This is a genomic window from Pseudomaricurvus alcaniphilus (assembly GCF_011440395.1).
In the GTDB taxonomy this organism is placed as follows: Bacteria; Pseudomonadota; Gammaproteobacteria; order Pseudomonadales; family Cellvibrionaceae; genus Pseudomaricurvus; species Pseudomaricurvus alcaniphilus.
Window position 1 is genome coordinate 27,945 of the sequence record NZ_JAAOIX010000013.1, and the last position, 16,410, is coordinate 44,354.

General features: G+C 59.5%; 14 protein-coding genes. 6 read left to right on the plus strand and 8 right to left on the minus strand.

What is annotated here, in order from left to right; genetic code table 11:
* Positions 1–22 precede the first annotated feature (22 nt).
* Positions 23–415, plus strand: a complete 393-nt coding sequence (locus G8764_RS20235; protein ID WP_166167427.1) for a PilZ domain-containing protein — start codon at positions 23–25, stop codon at positions 413–415.
* A gap of 265 nt (positions 416–680) precedes the next feature.
* Here G8764_RS20235 and radA read toward each other — a convergent pair whose 3' ends face one another.
* Positions 681–2,048, minus strand: coding sequence for a DNA repair protein RadA (radA, locus tag G8764_RS20240; protein WP_166167430.1), 1,368 nt, complete (start codon positions 2,046–2,048; stop codon positions 681–683).
* A 116-nt stretch (positions 2,049–2,164) separates the two neighbouring features.
* Here radA and G8764_RS20245 point away from each other — a divergent pair, with 116 nt between their 5' ends.
* Together G8764_RS20245 and G8764_RS20250 are read left to right on the plus strand one after the other, a co-directional pair.
* Positions 2,165–3,283, plus strand: coding sequence for a DnaT-like ssDNA-binding domain-containing protein (locus tag G8764_RS20245; RefSeq protein WP_166167432.1), 1,119 nt, complete (start codon positions 2,165–2,167; stop codon positions 3,281–3,283).
* Positions 3,261–3,881 carry a replication protein P gene (locus tag G8764_RS20250; protein ID WP_243748925.1) on the plus strand — a complete coding sequence of 207 codons (621 nt, stop codon included), beginning with the start codon at positions 3,261–3,263 and terminating at the stop codon, positions 3,879–3,881. The genes G8764_RS20245 and G8764_RS20250 overlap by 23 nt, the downstream gene beginning before the upstream one ends.
* 73 nt (positions 3,882–3,954) lie before the next feature.
* Here the strand turns inward: G8764_RS20250 and G8764_RS20255 are convergent, their stop codons facing one another.
* The 3 genes from G8764_RS20255 to parC form a co-directional block, all read right to left on the minus strand.
* On the minus strand, positions 3,955–5,151 hold the full coding sequence (locus G8764_RS20255; protein ID WP_166167438.1) for an HD-GYP domain-containing protein: 1,197 nt from the start codon (positions 5,149–5,151) through the stop codon (positions 3,955–3,957).
* 54 nt (positions 5,152–5,205) lie between these two features.
* Entirely contained in the window at positions 5,206–5,466 is a 261-nt protein-coding gene (locus G8764_RS20260) for a PilZ domain-containing protein (RefSeq protein WP_166167441.1), read from the minus strand.
* Between the two features lie 67 nt (positions 5,467–5,533).
* The gene (gene parC / locus G8764_RS20265; protein WP_166167444.1) at positions 5,534–7,780 is read right to left on the minus strand and encodes a DNA topoisomerase IV subunit A; all 2,247 of its coding nucleotides are present in this window, start codon (positions 7,778–7,780) and stop codon (positions 5,534–5,536) included.
* A gap of 309 nt (positions 7,781–8,089) precedes the next feature.
* Here parC and G8764_RS20270 point away from each other — a divergent pair, with 309 nt between their 5' ends.
* Together G8764_RS20270 and G8764_RS20275 are read left to right on the plus strand one after the other, a co-directional pair.
* Positions 8,090–8,686 carry a LemA family protein gene (locus tag G8764_RS20270; protein ID WP_166167447.1) on the plus strand — a complete coding sequence of 199 codons (597 nt, stop codon included), beginning with the start codon at positions 8,090–8,092 and terminating at the stop codon, positions 8,684–8,686.
* Between the two features lie 347 nt (positions 8,687–9,033).
* On the plus strand, positions 9,034–11,028 hold the full coding sequence (locus G8764_RS20275) for a M48 family metallopeptidase (protein WP_166167450.1): 1,995 nt from the start codon (positions 9,034–9,036) through the stop codon (positions 11,026–11,028).
* A gap of 85 nt (positions 11,029–11,113) precedes the next feature.
* On the opposite strand, the gene G8764_RS20280 is transcribed toward G8764_RS20275, so the two are convergent.
* A complete protein-coding gene (locus tag G8764_RS20280; protein ID WP_166167453.1) occupies positions 11,114–11,731 on the minus strand; it encodes a Yip1 family protein in 618 nt (205 codons plus the stop codon).
* Between the two features lie 199 nt (positions 11,732–11,930).
* Here G8764_RS20280 and cysK point away from each other — a divergent pair, with 199 nt between their 5' ends.
* On the plus strand, positions 11,931–12,899 hold the full coding sequence (cysK, locus tag G8764_RS20285; protein ID WP_166167456.1) for a cysteine synthase A: 969 nt from the start codon (positions 11,931–11,933) through the stop codon (positions 12,897–12,899).
* Between the two features lie 110 nt (positions 12,900–13,009).
* On the opposite strand, the gene G8764_RS20290 is transcribed toward cysK, so the two are convergent.
* The 3 genes from G8764_RS20290 to G8764_RS20300 form a co-directional block, all read right to left on the minus strand.
* Positions 13,010–13,432: a ClpXP protease specificity-enhancing factor gene (locus G8764_RS20290; RefSeq protein WP_166167459.1), complete on the minus strand. Its 423-nt coding sequence runs from the start codon at positions 13,430–13,432 to the stop codon at positions 13,010–13,012.
* A 35-nt stretch (positions 13,433–13,467) separates the two neighbouring features.
* Positions 13,468–14,106 carry a glutathione S-transferase N-terminal domain-containing protein gene (locus G8764_RS20295; RefSeq protein WP_166167462.1) on the minus strand — a complete coding sequence of 213 codons (639 nt, stop codon included), beginning with the start codon at positions 14,104–14,106 and terminating at the stop codon, positions 13,468–13,470.
* Positions 14,107–14,191: 85 nt separating this feature from the next.
* A complete protein-coding gene (locus G8764_RS20300) occupies positions 14,192–16,408 on the minus strand; it encodes a ubiquinol-cytochrome c reductase (protein ID WP_166167465.1) in 2,217 nt (738 codons plus the stop codon).
* Positions 16,409–16,410: the final 2 nt, after the last annotated feature.

Sequence of the window (16,410 nt, forward strand, 5' to 3'; positions counted from 1 at the left end):
ATTCCCAAGGGTTTTCAGCATCATGAGTCAAAATCAGCAGAAAGGCCACGAGCGCCGCACGTTTCCCCGAGTAAAGTACCGCGCCTACGCCGAACTGGCCACCAGCAATGAGCGCTGGCCTGCACACGTTATCGACCTGTCGTTTCACGGTGCCCTGATCGCCATCATTCAAAAGCACCACATCGACAACGGCGAAGAAATTCAATTGACAGTGGAAACCGCGCAGGGAGAAGAACCGCTGCGGATGGTGGGCCACGTCGCTCACCAGAATGCCCATATGCTGGGTATCGAGTGCCGCGCCAATGGCATCGACCAGCAACAGCGGCTGCGGCAACTGGTCCGCCAGAGCCCATCCATCGACTATATGAATCGCTCTGTGCAAACCATGATGGACGAGCACAAGGAGCACAGCTGAGCGGAGCCCCGCGCCCGCCAAAAGCCACAACCACTGAGCCACGGCAACGACTGAACCGCCGCAATAACCGAGCTATGGCAACAGCTGCATAGCCGCAACCACCGCAATTCCATCCTCCGGTCAGCCTGGCACCAGCGGCCGACAATCCACCCGCCAATAACCGACCTCGCCACAGCTGGCCCAGCCACAACAAACCTGGCAATGTGGCCCGACAATTTAGCCCGACAATTTAGCCCGACAAAAAATGGCCTGGCAGCCAGCCGGCTCAGTCAATGGCCGCGAGCGCTTCCTGCAGGGTTTTGACCGCAATCACTTTTATCCCTGCTGGCGCCTGCCTGGGGGCATTGCCGGCCGGCACGATGGCGGTTTTAAAGCCGTGTTTGGCCGCCTCCCGCAGCCGCTCCTGACCGCTGGGTACCGCCCGGATCTCGCCGGACAGCCCCACTTCGCCAAACGCCATCAGGTCGTGCCCCAGCGGGCGGTCGCGAAAGCTCGACACCGCGGCTAGCAACAGCGCCAGGTCGGCACTGGTTTCCACCACTCGCACACCGCCCACCACATTGACGAACACATCCTGGTCGCCGATAAACATGCCGCCGTGGCGGTGCAGCACCGCCAGCAGCATATTCAGTCGATTGGCATCCAGCCCCACCGCCACCCGCCGCGGGTTGCCGGTGTGACTGTCGTCCACCAGCGCCTGGATCTCCACCAGCAGTGGCCGGGTTCCCTCCCACACCACCATCACTACCGAGCCCGCCGCCACCTCGTCGGCGCGCTGCAGGAATATGGCTGAGGGGTTGGTGACCTCCCGCAAGCCCTGCTCGGTCATGGCAAACACGCCCAGTTCGTTGACTGCGCCAAAGCGGTTCTTGCTGCCGCGCAAGGTGCGAAAGCGGGAGTCGTGGCTGCCCTCCAGCAAAATGGAGCAGTCGATCATATGTTCCAGCACTTTTGGCCCGGCCAGGCTGCCGTCTTTGGTGACGTGCCCCACCAGCATCACCACGGTACCGGTCTGCTTGGCGAAGCGAGTCAGGTAGGCGGCGCTCTCGCGCACCTGGGAGACTGACCCCGGGGCCGAGGCGATATCGGTCATATGCATGACCTGGATGGAGTCCACCACCATCACCCTGGGCCTGACTTTTTGCGCCGTGGCCACCAGCGCTTCGACACTGGTCTCCGACAGCATTTTCAACTTCTCCATGGGCAGGCGCAGGCGCTGGGCGCGCATGGCCACCTGTTGCAGGGATTCCTCACCGGTGCAGTACAGGGCCTCCATAGTTGCCGCCAGCGCGCACATGGTTTGCAACAACAGGGTCGATTTGCCCGCGCCGGGGTTGCCGCCAATCAGCACCACCGAACCCGGTACCAGGCCGCCGCCGAGCACCCGGTCAAATTCACTGGCGCCGGAGGAAAAGCGCGGCAAGTCCTGCAGGTCGATTTCCGCCAGGGTCTGGACCTTGGCCTCGGGGGTGCCGGCGTAGCCGGCAAAGCGCTGCGCCCGGTTGACCGGGGTCGGCCCCAGGTTAACCTCGGCGAGACTGTTCCAGGCGTTGCACTCGCTGCACTGGCCCTGCCATTTGTTAAAATCCGCGCCGCACTCGTTGCACACAAATGCGTTTTTACTCTTTGCCACCCTGGTCTCCGCTGCACCCGAATCAATTGGCCGCAGTATGTTACAAGCGGCTGCAGATTTCATTCACTGCGCTATTTTTACGGCACTGGAACCTCGAAAAGTGATAAAATTTCGCCATGACATGCCCCCTGATTCCCGAACGCCCCATTCTTGTCTCCCCTGCTCTGGCCGCCAGCATCGGCCTGGAGGACGCGGTTATGCTCAGCGTTCTCGATGAGAAGACGGCCACGGTGCGGCCGGTGGCCAGCCAGGGGCAACACTGGTACGAACTCACTGGCGAGGCACTGGCAGCGGCCCTGCCCTTTTGGAGTGAGCAGGACATTCACCGCATCAGCCAGAGTTTGCGCGCCAAGGGCCTGCTGCACCTGCAGTCGGCGCCGTTCCTGCAGAGCCAGCATTTGGTGTTTGCCTTTGCGGAAAACACGGCCGCTGCCAGCGCCGCGCCCACAGCGCAAGTCAACGCCGAACCGATCCTGGTGGGCGCCAGCCTGATGCCACCGGACTGGCAGCCCAGCCAGGAGGTCGTCAACCGCATCGCCCAGCACAATATTCCGGCCGCGTTTATCCTCGAGCAGGTGCCCGAGTTTGTCACCTTCTGGCGCGACAGTGGCGAGTCCCAGCGCTCCTGGGGCGCCAAGTTTCACCAGCACGTGGTGCACCAGTGGCGCCAGCGGGAGACCTTTGTCACCCGCAAGGACCAGGAAACGCCGATGACCAAGCAGTGGCGCCCCAGCCAGGATGCGGTCGATGTGCTGGTGCGGCAGGCCGGCATCAATGCCCAGTTTGTCGAGGACGCCATCCCCGAGTTCGTGCTCTACTGGTCAGAGCGCGGCCAGCGCTCGCGCACCTGGAACACCAAGTTTATCCAGCACACCCGGCGCCAGTGGGTGCGCTACACTTCGGCCCTGGAGTACGACACCGAGCCGCGCCGCATCGCCGACAACTGGCAGCCCAACCAGGATGTGCTGGACGTGCTCAGCATGGCCAATATCGACATCGACTTTGCCCGCCAGCTGGTGCCGGAGTTTGTCCTCTACTGGCGCGACAGCAACCAGGTGCACAGCTCCTGGAATACCAAGTTTTTACAGCACGCCAAATTCCACTGGGCCAAGCGGCACCAATACAGTTCCCCACAAGGCAGGAGTTATGAAGGACAGCAAGCAGCTACTCAATCGGGCCGAACGCGAGATCGCTCGCTCGCAGAAGACCTCAATGACCGCAGCTGGGCCAGCTGAGGCAGACTCCGACAAGCGCAGCAAAGGCCCCATGGCGGCCGACTATATCGACGCCATCAACCAGGTGTTCGCGCTGTTTCGGATCAATTATCACAACCAGTACCACGCCGCCTTCGGGGATACCCAGCTGTTGACCCAGGCCAAGAAGCTGTGGGCCGAGACCCTGCTCGACTTCAGCCCGGAAATCATCCTGCGCGGCGCCAAGAAAGCCATTGAGCAGTCCGATTACCTGCCGACCCTGCACAAGATGATTGGCTACTGCCAGGGCTCACCGGAACTGCACGGTTTGCCCGATATCCACAGCGCCTACCTGGAGGCCTGCCGCGCCCCCAGCCCCAAAGCCGAATACCGCTGGAGCCATCCGGCGGTGTATCACGCCGGCAAACTCAGCGACTGGTTCTTTCTCGCCAACAACGCCGAGCGCGACACCTTTCCGGTCTTCAAGGGGCACTACCTGGATTTGTGCGGCCGGGTGCTGCGCGGCGAAGAGCTGCCGCCACCGGACGTGAAGAAGCTGGAGCAAGCGCCGCAGACCCCGCTGTCGAAAGAGGAAAACCTGAAGCGCCTGGCCGAGCTGCGGCAGCAACTGCAACTCTGATCGGGCGTCGGGCAATAGCTGCCGCTGCCGGCCCGCCATAGCCCTGCAGCTCGCTTCAGCCTTTTAGCTCGCCTCAGCCTTTTAGATAGTTGCCGATGTCGAGCTGATAATCGATGGGGGATACCGCGAATTTGATCTCGCCAAAGCGTGTGCTGGTGACCAGGTCAACCACCTGCTCATCCAGCTTTACCCGGCGCTTGCTGTCGTATACCAGCAACACCTTGGCGCGGGTGGGCTTTTTCAAATTGGGCTCTTGCACCAGCGCCACCAGCCCGCTGCTCAGCATAACCCAGGCGCCGGCGGGATAGACGCTGATGCAGCGAATCAACTGGTACACCAGCTCCCGATCGAGATGGGTTCCGGTCCATTCCAGCATTCTTTTCAGCGCCACCGACGGCTCGATGCCGGCGTGGTAGACACGGTTGGCGGTGACCGCATCGTACACATCCACCACCGCCGCCATGCGCCCGTGGGCGGATATTTGCTCCGCCGACAGGTTGTAGGGGTAGCCAGTACCGTCCAGGCGCTCGTGGTGCTGCTCGCAGATTTCCATGGCGACACCGGTGATACCGTCGATAGTCTTGAGGGAGTCGACGCCGTAGTCGACGTGGCGTTTCATTTCCTGCCACTCAGTGGCGTCGAGCCTTCCCGGCTTGTTCAAGACCTGCTCCGGCACCAGGATTTTACCCACGTCGTGCACAAAGGCACCAAACACCAGCTGGTGCAGTTCGTCCCGGTTAACGCCGAGGGACTTGGCCAGAATACCCATCAGCACTGCCACATTGGTGGAGTGTTCCAGCAGGTAGGAGTCCATGTTGCGCAGGCGCATCAGGCTGGTGAGGGCGTTCTGGTTGGAATCCAGTGACTGGATCACCTCGGTCGTAATGACGTCCACCGCTCCGGTATCGAAGCCGCGCCCCATTTTCACATCCTGCATCGCCTCTTGAATCAGGTTGAGGGCCTTGTCCCGCACGTCGCTGGCATTTTTCAGCTCCGCTGCAAAGCTGGCAGGCTCCGCGAGCGTCGGCCCGGCAGACAACTGCGCCCGCACGGCCGCCGGCACCGGCTCGCTGTCGGCGCAGTCGCTGCCCTTGGCAATATCGATATACAGCTCGGTAACGCCCGACTGCTGTACCAGGTTTACTGTCTCATCACGGGTGACCAGCCCACGGGCCTTCAAGCCGCTGGCCTGGGCCAGCTGTTCACCCAACTCGGTCAGGTACATGCCGGTGGTCAACTGGCTTGATTTAATGCGACGGATACTGTCCATGGTTTATTCGCTTTGCATAGCGGCAGGTGCTGCCAAAAATGGCACTAATAGAATTCAGACGAACTTGAGGCCGACCCCTTCGTCGTCAATTCTCACCACCTCCATTTCCAGTGTCGGGGCATCGCCTCCGGGGAGGCCCATGACCTGGGCCGTTACCACATCCCCCAGGTCGAGATAAAAGTCACCGTTCAAATACAAATAGGCTCCGGAGTCGGAAATATCCTTAGTAAAGGTTTCCGCCAACTTTTGACCGTTGTGATCGATGCGAATTCGACTTTTAAATGGTGTTCTTACTGCTATTCGTTTGTTGGCCATGGCAACCCCAAGTTAACCGTTCTCTAGAGCAGTATAGACGCTATATTGCGCATTGCCCGGCCCGGGATTAACTCACTGCTGCCCCGTCCACCTTCTGGAAGCCGCGCGGCAATTTATTCCCGCGCCGCCCGCGCTCGCCCCGGTAATGCTCCAGGTCGCTGAGCTTCAGCGACAGGTGGCGCTTGCCCGAGTAGATGGTCAACTGCGCCCCGCTGCCAACCACCACCAGCGCCACCAGGTACTCCTCCCGGCTCTGTACTCGCGCCGAGGGAATATTCATGATCTTGTTACCTTTGCCCCGCGCCAGTTCCGGCAGCTCGCGCACCGGGAACACCAGCAGCCGTCCTTCATTGCTGATGGCGGCGACCAGGTCCGCATCCATATCGCCGATCACCAACGGTGCCAGCACCCGTCCGCCTTTGGGCAGGCTGAGGCTGGCCTTGCCGGCCTTGTTCTTACTCTGCAGATCCGCCAGTTTACCGACAAAACCATAACCCGCATCGGACGCCAACAGGATGCGCTGCTCATCCGGCCCCATTAGCACCCCTTCAAAGGTCGCCCCGCTGGGCGGGTTGAGGCGGCCGCTGATGGGCTCGCCCTGGCCCCGTGCCGAGGGCAGGGTGTGGGCTGCCAGGGCGTAGCTGCGGCCGGTCGAGTCCAGCAGGATCACCTGCTGGTTGGTCTTGCCCTGGGCGGCGAGTTTGAACTTGTCGCCGGATTTGTAACTCAGCGCTGTCGGGTCGAGGTCGTGGCCCTTGGCGGCCCGAATCCAGCCCTTGTCAGAAATCACCACCGTCACCGGTTCGCTGCCGAGCAGGTCCATCTCGTTAAACGCCTGGGCCTCGCCACGGCTGACAATGGGGGAGCGACGGTCATCGCCAAACTCTTCCGCCGCCGCCTGCAATTCCTTCTTCACCAGGCTCTTCATGCGCCGGGTGGAATCCAGGGTCTGGCGCAGGTCTTCCCGCTCCTTCTCCAGCGCGGCCTTCTCCTCCAGGATCTTCATCTCTTCCAGCCGCGCCAGTTGCCGCAACTTGGTTTCGAGAATGTACTCGGCCTGCATCTCGATAAGGTTAAAGCGCTCCATCAGCACCGGCTTGGGATGCTCCTCAGTGCGGATGATGTGGATCACCTCATCCAGGTTGAGGTAGACGATCAACAGCGCCGCCAGGCGCTGCAGTCGCTCTTCCACCCGCGCCAGTCGATATTCCAGCCGGCGCCGCACGGTGACCATGCGGAAGCTCAACCACTCGCTGAGGATGCCGTTGAGCGGCTTCACCTGGGGCAAGCCGTCGATGCCAATCATATTCAAATTGACCCGGTAGGTGCGCTCCAGGTCAGTGGTGGCAAACAGGTGGTTCATCAGGGCATCGATATCGACCCGGTTGGAGCGCGGAATAATCACCAGCCGGGTGGGGTTTTCATGATCCGACTCGTCGCGCAGGTCCGCCACCATAGGCAGCTTTTTCGCCTGCATCTGCGCGGCAATCTGCTCCAGCACCTTGGCTCCACTGACCTGGTAGGGCAGCGCCGTAACCACCACATCGCCACTTTCCCGCGTCCACAGTGCCCTGACCCGCAGGCTGCCGCGGCCGCTCTCGTACATTTTCTGCAGTTCGGCCCGGGGGGTGATCAACTCCGACTCCGTGGGCATATCCGGCCCCGGAATAAACTCCATCAACTCGGCGACACTGGCCTTCGGGTTGTCCAGCAAATGAATGGTGGCCTGCACCACTTCGCGCAGGTTATGGGGCGGAATGTCGGTCGCCATGCCCACCGCTATGCCGGTGGTGCCGTTCAGCAACACATTGGGCACTCGCGCCGGCAGCACCGTTGGCTCGTCCATGGTGCCGTCGAAGTTGGGCTGCCAATCCACAGTGCCCTGCCCCAACTCGGACAGCAGCGCCTCACTGTAGCGGGTCAGGCGCGATTCGGTGTAACGCATGGCGGCAAAGGATTTGGGGTCATCGGCGGAACCCCAGTTGCCCTGCCCGTCCACCAGCGGATAGCGATAGGAGAATGGCTGCGCCATCAACACCATGGCCTCGTAGGCGGCGGAATCCCCGTGCGGGTGGAATTTACCGATCACGTCACCCACGGTGCGGGCCGACTTCTTGAACTTGGCCGAGGACTTTAACCCCAGCTCGCTCATGGCGTAGACAATACGCCGCTGCACCGGCTTCAGGCCGTCGCCGATGCTGGGCAGGGCCCGGTCGAGAATGACGTACATGGAGTAATCCAGGTAGGCCTTCTCGGCATAGGTTTTCAGCGGAATACGTTCAGTTGAATCCAGAGGAGAAACCTCAGTGGTCATAGATTATCCTATATGGTCAAGCAGCAAACATCTGGCAGTGGTGATTGGTTCAGGGTGGCCCAGCTTATAGCAAATAGCGCCACCAGGCAGCAGGAAATCCACCGGCATCGAGCCTCTACCATTGCCCCACCAACCCTGCCCGTCATCAGGCGGCGCGATTATAACCCGTAAAGCCCGCGCGTAAATCCGGGACCGGTCGGGGCCCGGGTAAAGTGCTACACTTTGCCGCAGGTAGCCAACACACCGCAACCCGGGAGTCACTGGCCAATCCAGAACCTCCCCAAGCCTGCAAACTGCGCGAGGAACCCAATGGAAATATCCACCATCATCGGCTGGGCTGTACTTATTGGCCTGGTTTTTTACGTCATCAATATCTACAACACCCTGGTCAGCCTGAAAAACCGCTACCAGAACGGCTTTTCACAAATCGAGGTGCAACTGAAGCGCCGCTACGACCTGATTCCCAATCTGATAGCGACGGCAAAGGGATACCTGAAACACGAACGGGAAACCCTGGAAGCGGTCATCAGTGCCCGCAACGGCGCCCTGGCCGGCCTGCAGGCAGCGGCCAGCGCACCGGGCGACAGTGATGCCATGGCCAGGCTCGGCGCCGCAGAGGGAAACCTGAGCGCAGCCCTGGGGCGCCTGAATGTGGTAATGGAAGCCTATCCGGACCTCAAGGCCAGCCAGAATATGCTGCAGGTGGCGGAGGAATTGACCAGCACCGAAAACAAGGTGGCCTTCTCCCGCCAGGCGTTTAACGATGCGGTAACCGCCTACAACACCTATCGGCAGAGCTTCCCGCCGGTATTTTTCGCTGGCTTCTTCGGCCATCGCAGCGATGCCAGCCTGCTGGAATTTGCCGACAGCGCCGCCATCCAGGCCGCTCCCACTGTCGCCTTCTAGGAGCCTGTCGGACTTAGGGTTGCCCTGCTGCGAAAAAGCCGAGCTTGGCCGTTTTTTAACCATTTTCTCGTTAAATAGAACCACTATTCGCCTCAAAAATGGTTAAAAACTGACTCAAATCGGACTTTCTCTCGCTACGGGCACCTAAGTCCGACAGGCTCCTAGGGAATGACTTGCGCTCGGGAGTGACTTGCAGAAAGTGACTTACAGAAAGCGACTTGCAGCAAGTGACTTGTTAAGAAAAACGGCTGCCGCCCTGGGGCCCTGACCATCAGTTTCAACAGCCGTACCACCACCGGCATTGCCCCCTCCACCCGGGTGATGCCCCGCGGAGACCAACAGGCAACATGGATTTTTTTCAACACCAGGACCAGGCGCGTAAAAACAGTCGCCGCCTGCTGGTCTTTTTCCTGGCCGCGGTGCTCGCACTGATTGCCATCACCACCTTCTTTATCAGCGCCGTGCTCTATTACCTCGATGGCAACAGCGGGCTCGGGCATACAGCGTCGGCTGGCCGCCAACCGGGCGGACTCGAGCAGATGTTCAACTGGGAGCTGAGCGGGATGATTGCCCTGGTGGTAGTGTTTATCGTCGCCGTCGGCAGTGGCTACCGGCTGCTGCAATTGCGCGCCGGTGGCGACAGTATCGCCGCTGCTCTGGGGGGCAGGCGCCTGCAGCCCAATAGCGCGACCCCAAGCGAGCGCCGCCTGCTGAACGTAGTGGAGGAAATGGCGATTGCCTCCGGCACCCCGGTGCCCTCGGTCTATCTGCTGGAGGAGAGTGGCATCAACGCCTTTGCCGCCGGTCACAGCAGCAGCAACGCGGTGATTGGCATCACCCGCGGCTGCATGGAACTGCTCGACCGCGACCAGCTGCAGGGGGTGATAGCCCATGAGTTCAGCCACATACTGCACGGCGATATGAAGCTCAACTTGCGCCTGCTGGGGGTGCTGCATGGCATCCTCCTGATCGGGCTGCTGGGCTCCATGCTGCTGCGCGCCAGCAGCGGCCGCCGCAGCTATGGCATGCGGCGGCGGGACAAAAACTCCTCCGGACTAGCGCTGGTCGGGCTGGGGCTGGTGGTTATCGGGTACGCCGGCACCTTCCTTGGCAAGCTGATCAAAGCGGCGCTCAGCCGCCAGCGGGAGTTCCTGGCGGACGCTGCAGCGGTGCAATTCACCCGCAACCCCCGGGGCATCAGTGAGGCGCTGCAGGCCATTGGTGGCTACAGCCAGGGGTCGCGCCTGTCGCACCCGCAGGCGGAGGAATTCAGTCATATGTATTTCGGCGCCGGAGTGCGCACCGCGCTCGGCGGTATGCTGGCCACCCATCCGCCGCTGGCCGAGCGCATCCACCGCATCACCCCCGGCTGGAATGGTCGCTACCCCGAAATCAAACTCGCGGCGAGTGCCACGGCAACCGCAGCGGCGGGCAACACTCATTCAGCGACCGACTCTGGACTCGCCGCCGGCATCACTGCCAGCTCTACCAGCACTGCCAGCGCTACCGATACAAACGGCGCTGCCAGCGGCAATAGCGAATCCGGCGCCGACCTGACTCACATTGCCAACCCCGGGGCCCAGCACCTGGACCGGGCGGCCAGCTTGCTCAGTCAACTGCCCGACCCACTGCGCCAGGCCGCACGGGAACCCTTCAGTGCCCGCGCCATTATTTACAACCTGCTGCTGCAGCCGGATGCCGGCGATACAGCAGCCCGCCAGTGGCAGCAACTGCAGCAGCGGGCACACCCGGCCGTGGTCAAGCTCACCCGCCAACTGCACAGCCAGGTAACCGACCTGCCCCGGCCCACCAGACTGCCACTGTTCGAGCTCACCCTGCCCGCCCTGAGAACTCTGTCAGCGCCACAATACCGGGTCTTCAAAACCAACGTCGCAGCCCTGATCAAAGCCGACCGCGAGGTGGCCGTGTTCGAGTGGGCCCTGTACCGGATGCTGGTCAATGCGCTGGAACCCGCCCCACGGCAAAGCGGCAGCAACACGGACCTCCGCCAGCTGGGGGTTCCCATCCAACAACTGTTGAGCAGCCTCTGCCACAGCGACCAACAGCAGCAAGAGACGGTAGCGGCGGCTTATAGTGCCGGCATGTCACAATTGGGCCTGACCAACCTGCCGCTATTGGACCGCAACCGCATAACACTGCCACTGCTCGATGCCGCCATCAAACAACTGCAAGCGCTAAAACCCCTGCAAAAACCGGCGCTGCTCAAGGCGCTGCTGGTCTGCATTCGACACGATCAGCAGATCACCGCCGCCGAGTACGAGCTATTCCGCGCCGTGGCCGATTGCCTCGACTGCCCAGTGCCGCCGCTGCTGGAAAGATAAGCCCAATGTAAAAATGTCACCACCTGAAACAAGCAAAGGGGCCAATGGCCCCTTTGTTGTAGTCTGTTGTTGTCTGCCCGACAGGTCAGGTCACATACACCGGACCGATACCGATACTCCAAACAATGACCGAACCGACCCGCACCACTACCATCATCACCAGCCCCACGGTTACCACCGAGGTCGCGTACATAAATGCGCGCTCCTTGGGAATATTCATCAGGATTGGAATGCCCTCGTAGACCAGGTACACCGAGTAGCACCCGGCAATCACCGTGACGATGGCGTTTAACCACAGATCCGGATAGACACCAAAAATTCCCACCAGGAACACCGGCACGGTAATGTACACCGCCAGCGCCGTACCTTCGTAGTGACGCTTCTCTTCACCGTCCTTGACCCCGTAGGTCTTGGCCATCCAGTTAATAAATTCACCCAGGACGTAGACCCCCACCAAAAATGCCACGTAGGTGGCAGCACAGAGGCTGAGCGCGCTCTCGGAGGTCAACCAGACTCGTTCACCATCGCCAATCACCCAGCCAACCTGGGTCACCCCGTAGTATGTAGCCAAAGGGGGAATCAGCGCTAAAAATGGCACGTGACTCAAAAATACCTGCAAGAACGAGTGTCGTTCATTGCGGATTGCTTTCCACTCGCTGTCCGGGTGCAACAGAATGCCGAGGGTATGTTCCAGTATGGCCATTCAATACTCCTTTTTAATTATGATTGGTTACAACCTTGCCGACAGTATTATGGACTTGGGTGCAACTCACCAATACGTTTTAATACTTATAAAAAAACCTCTAATACCTAACAGCTATATACAATGACCTTGCTTAATAGGTTCGCGGGGGGTTCAATGTCTCTCCCCCAGCCGCGCAATAAACTTTTGGAGAGCATAGATGAGCGCTATCTTCGACGACAATTCCCTGACCATTGGCAAGACCCCGTTGGTCAAACTGAATCGCATTACCGACAAGAATATTTTCGTCAAGTTGGAATCCCGCAACCCGGCCATGTCGGTAAAGTGCCGTATTGGCGCCAGCATGATCTGGGATGCCGAACAGCGCGGCGTACTCAAAGCGGGCATGACAGTGGTTGAACCCACCAGCGGCAATACCGGTATTGCCCTGGCTTTCGTGTGCGCCTCCCGGGGTTACCGGTTGGTGCTGACCATGCCCAACACCATGAGCCTGGAGCGGCGCCAGCTGATTAAAGCCCTTGGCGCAGAATTGCAATTGACCCCCGGCGAGCTGGGTATGAAAGGCGCGATCGCCAAAGCGGAAGAAATTGCCGCCGCAGACCCCGCAGGCACCTTTATGCCACGGCAGTTTGAAAACCCCGCCAACCCGGCCATTCACGAGCAGACCACCGGTCCGGAAATATACGCCGATACCGACGGCAAGATCGATTTCTTTGTGGCCGGCGTCGGCACCGGGGGCACCATTACCGGTGTTTCCCGCTACCTGAAAAACAGTCGTGGCCTGAAGTTGCAATGCATTGCGGTGGAGCCCGCGGCTTCGCCGGTGATCAGCCAGGCATTGGCCGGCCAGGAGCTGACGCCGTCTCCCCACAAGATACAGGGCATTGGTGCCGGCTTTATTCCCGCCAACCTCGACCTGTCCATACTCGACGGTACCGTTCAGGTCAGCAATGAGGAGGCCATCGAGGTGGCGCGACGACTGATGAAAGAGGAGGGAATTCTGGCGGGAATATCCTGTGGTGCGGCGCTGAGCGCAGCACTCAAATTGGCCGAGCAATCAGAGAACGCCGGTAAAAACTTCGTGGTGATACTGCCGGATTCGGGCGAGCGCTACTTATCCAGCGCCCTCTTTGCTGGCCAGTTCAACGAGCAGGAATTACAGCAATAGCGGCCACACTGCCTAACAATTATCACTGGCAGGATCGCAACGCTAAGGGTGTGGGGTCTCACAAGCAAGCCTGACCGGCTTGCCCGCACCAGCGCTGCCGCGCTAGTGCTCTATTTCACCACCTTCAAGCTCGGGCGTTTGCTCTCCGCTTTGGCGGATTCCAGCTTCGGTTTGGGCTTGGTTTTAGTGGGGTGCGGCGGCTCGGGCCCCTTCTCGGATTCCGGCTCAAAGATCATTCCCTGGCCATTTTCACGGGCGTAAACACCCAGCACCGCTGCGCAGGGCACAAAAATATCAGTGGGAATACCACCAAAACGGGCATTAAAGCTGACGAAATTACTTTCGATCGAGAGCTCCATAACCGCAGTGGGGGCAATATTGAGGACAATTTGCCCTTCTTTATTGACGAACTGCTGCGGTACCTGCACACCGGGTGCGTGAGCATCAACCAGAATGTAGGGAGTACACTCGTTGTCCACTATCCAGTCGTACAGTGCACGAATCATGTAAGGTCGACTAGAAGTCATGCCCATTGTTGCTACTACTCCAGTGTTGACTGCGCCCGGGATCAGGCTTTGCGGCGCATTTCTTTTTCCATTTCAGTGAGGCTTTCCTGAAACGACTCACGGGCAAACAGGCGATCCATATAATCCTGCAGCGGCTTGACCTGCTTGGTTTTGGGCAGCGCAATTTCCATGTCGTCCAGGCGCCACAAGATAGGTCCCAGGCAACAATCTACAATAGTGAACTCCTCGCTCATAAAGTAGGGCAACTCGGAAAAAATGGGCGCGATGGTCATCAGGCTGTCGCGCAGGTCCTTGCGGGCCTTGGCCGCAGCCTCCTTGCTCTTGCCGCTGACGATGATATCCACCAGCGGGCTCCAATCGTTCTCTATGCGGTGCATCCACAGGCGACTTTGCGCCCGGGCGACCGGGTATACGGGCAACAGCGGTGGATGCGGAAAGCGTTCGTCCAGATACTCCATCATCACCTTGGTCTCGTACAGCGACAAGTCGCGATCAACCAGGGTTGGCAAGGCATTGTAGGGGTTCAGCTCGGCCAGTTCTTCAGGCTTGTTTTTGGGGTCAACGTCGATGATATCGACCGACACCCCTTTTTCTGCCAGCACGATACGAACCCGGTGACTGTAGTGGTCACGCGCATCGGAAAAATAAGTCATGGAAGAACGTTTGGCGACAACGCCCATTAGCAATTACCTCAAAATAAATATTCAAAAACACAAAAGGGCGACCTGCCTGAGCAGCCCGCCCGAGAAACCCGCTGCCGAAATCCTAGTGAATGCCTCTCCAGTATTCACGGTTCAGCAAGTAGACAAAGACGAAAAACACCGCCAGGAATAGAAGCACATACACCCCTAGGCGCTCCCGCTCCACGGCGATTGGTTCGGCCATATACTCCATAAAATTGACCAGGTCATAGATAGCCTTGTCAAATTCCGCCGGCGACATACTGCCTTTCAGCGCGCCATCCTTAAGACTGCCACAGTGGCCGTCAGCAATGGCCTCACCGGTAACCGGATCGCGAATGATCTTACCATGGCTGTCAAGTACCGGCCCTGGGCCACACTCTAGCAGACCTTGCAATTCAAGCATGACATGGGGCATTGCCACCTTGTCAAAGACCCGGTTATTCACCCCGGTGGGACGGGTTTCATCGGCGTAGAAGTTGCGCAAGTAGGTGTAGAGCCACTCCGGTGAACGCGCTCGAGCAACCAGTGTCAAGTCCGGGGGAGTAGCACCAAACCAGGCTTTGGACTGATCCGCCTGCATGGGAATATCCATCAGCTCGCCAATTTTCTGGTCACCAAAAACCATGTTTTCCAACATCAGGTCATGGGGAATGCCGAGGTCATCAGCGACCCGCTCATAGCGGGAGTACTTGGCCGAGTGACAGCCCATGCAGTAGTTGGCGAACCACTTGGCACCGCTTTGCAGCGATGCCTTGTCGGTCAAGTCCGGCTCCATAGGGTCACAGTGCATGGCTCCGCAATCAAACGCACCACCTGCGGCCACGGCCTTGATCGGGGCTATGGTGAAGATAAGGAAGAGTGCGAAACCACCCCACACCATGGCTTTTGACAGGCCTTTCATCTGCACCCGCTCCGGCTCCTGGGCGACACTGTCTTTCGCCGTCAACCAGGGGGTTGCCGCCACGAACAGCGCCATCAGAGTACCAAACAGGCTGATAAACAAGGGGAACTTATCGGCACCGTCCCAGGACAGCTTCAGTAACAGGGCACCCAGCACAATGCTGATTGCCATGCCTACCACACCGACTTTGCGCAGCGGGTTGGTGAACATCGGCATCTGGATAAAGTAGGCGAAGTAATAAACCGTCGCCAACTGGGCCAGTACGGTGCGCCCCTCGGTCGGGGCCTTAACGCCGAGGTAACCGAGTACTACGAACATGGCGGAGAACAGCAGCAGCGAGATGCGCGGCATAAAACCCTTGTAGCGCATCGACTTCACCGGGCTCTTGTCCAGCCAGGGCAATACGAACAGGATCGCAATCGCACCCGCCATAGCCACCAGGCCAAGGAACTTGGAACTGAGGGGGCCGATATCAATGGTGACCGCGCGCAGTACCGCGTAAAACGGCGTGAAGTACCAGACCGGGGCAATATGCGGCGGTGTCTTCAGGCCATTGGCCTCTTCGAAGTTGGCATACTCGAGGAAGAAGCCACCCATCTCCGGCATAAAGAACAGGACAAAGCAGAATACGAACAGGAATACGGTAATACCGACCAGGTCGTGCACAGTGTAGAAAGGATGAAAGGCCACGCCGTCCAGCGGCACGCCGTTTTCATCTTTCTTCTTCTTGATTTCCACGCCGTCCGGGTTATTGGAGCCCACTTCGTGCAGTGCCAGGATGTGCATGACCACCAGCGCCAGCAGGACGATAGGCAGGGCCACGACATGCAGGGCAAAAAAGCGGTTCAGGGTGGCACCGGAGATGAGGAAGTCACCCCGCACCCACTGCACCAGGTCCTCCCCCACCACCGGGATAGCACCCACCAGCGATACGATCACCTGCGCACCCCAGTAGGACATCTGGCCCCAGGGCAACACGTAGCCCAAAAAGGCTTCGGCCATCAGGATCAGGTAGATGGTCATGCCGAAAATCCACACCAGCTCCCGCGGCGCCTTGTAGGAGCCGTACATCAGGCCCCGGAACATGTGCAGATAGACCACCACGAAGAACGCCGAGGCGCCGGTAGAGTGCATATAGCGCAGCAACCAGCCGTAGTCGACGTCGCGCATGATGTATTCCACCGAGGCAAAGGCTTCCTCAGCGCTCGGGGTGTAGTTCATGGTCAACCAGATGCCGGTAAGCAGCTGATTGACCAGCACCAGCAGGGACAGGACCCCGAAGAAATACCAGAAGTTAAAATTCTTGGGCGCGTAGTATTTACCCATGTGGGTATCCCACGCGCGGGTCACAGGCAGGCGAGCATCAACCCAGGCCAAAAGATCTGTCATCCACTTCATAT

What these genes read in the sequence shown, in the direction of transcription:
- G8764_RS20235 (WP_166167427.1), top strand. Translation starts at nt 23, where the DNA reads ATGAGTCAAAATCAGCAGAAAGGCCACGAGCGCCGCACGTTTCCCCGA.
- G8764_RS20245 (WP_166167432.1), top strand. Translation starts at nt 2,165, where the DNA reads ATGACATGCCCCCTGATTCCCGAACGCCCCATTCTTGTCTCCCCTGCT.
- G8764_RS20250 (WP_243748925.1), top strand. Translation starts at nt 3,261, where the DNA reads ATGACCGCAGCTGGGCCAGCTGAGGCAGACTCCGACAAGCGCAGCAAA.
- G8764_RS20255 (WP_166167438.1), bottom strand. Translation starts at nt 5,151, where the DNA reads ATGGACAGTATCCGTCGCATTAAATCAAGCCAGTTGACCACCGGCATG.
- G8764_RS20260 (WP_166167441.1), bottom strand. Translation starts at nt 5,466, where the DNA reads ATGGCCAACAAACGAATAGCAGTAAGAACACCATTTAAAAGTCGAATT.
- parC (WP_166167444.1), bottom strand. Translation starts at nt 7,780, where the DNA reads ATGACCACTGAGGTTTCTCCTCTGGATTCAACTGAACGTATTCCGCTG.
- G8764_RS20270 (WP_166167447.1), top strand. Translation starts at nt 8,090, where the DNA reads ATGGAAATATCCACCATCATCGGCTGGGCTGTACTTATTGGCCTGGTT.
- G8764_RS20275 (WP_166167450.1), top strand. Translation starts at nt 9,034, where the DNA reads ATGGATTTTTTTCAACACCAGGACCAGGCGCGTAAAAACAGTCGCCGC.
- G8764_RS20280 (WP_166167453.1), bottom strand. Translation starts at nt 11,731, where the DNA reads ATGGCCATACTGGAACATACCCTCGGCATTCTGTTGCACCCGGACAGC.
- cysK (WP_166167456.1), top strand. Translation starts at nt 11,931, where the DNA reads ATGAGCGCTATCTTCGACGACAATTCCCTGACCATTGGCAAGACCCCG.
- G8764_RS20290 (WP_166167459.1), bottom strand. Translation starts at nt 13,432, where the DNA reads ATGGGCATGACTTCTAGTCGACCTTACATGATTCGTGCACTGTACGAC.
- G8764_RS20295 (WP_166167462.1), bottom strand. Translation starts at nt 14,106, where the DNA reads ATGGGCGTTGTCGCCAAACGTTCTTCCATGACTTATTTTTCCGATGCG.
- G8764_RS20300 (WP_166167465.1), bottom strand. Translation starts at nt 16,408, where the DNA reads ATGAAGTGGATGACAGATCTTTTGGCCTGGGTTGATGCTCGCCTGCCT.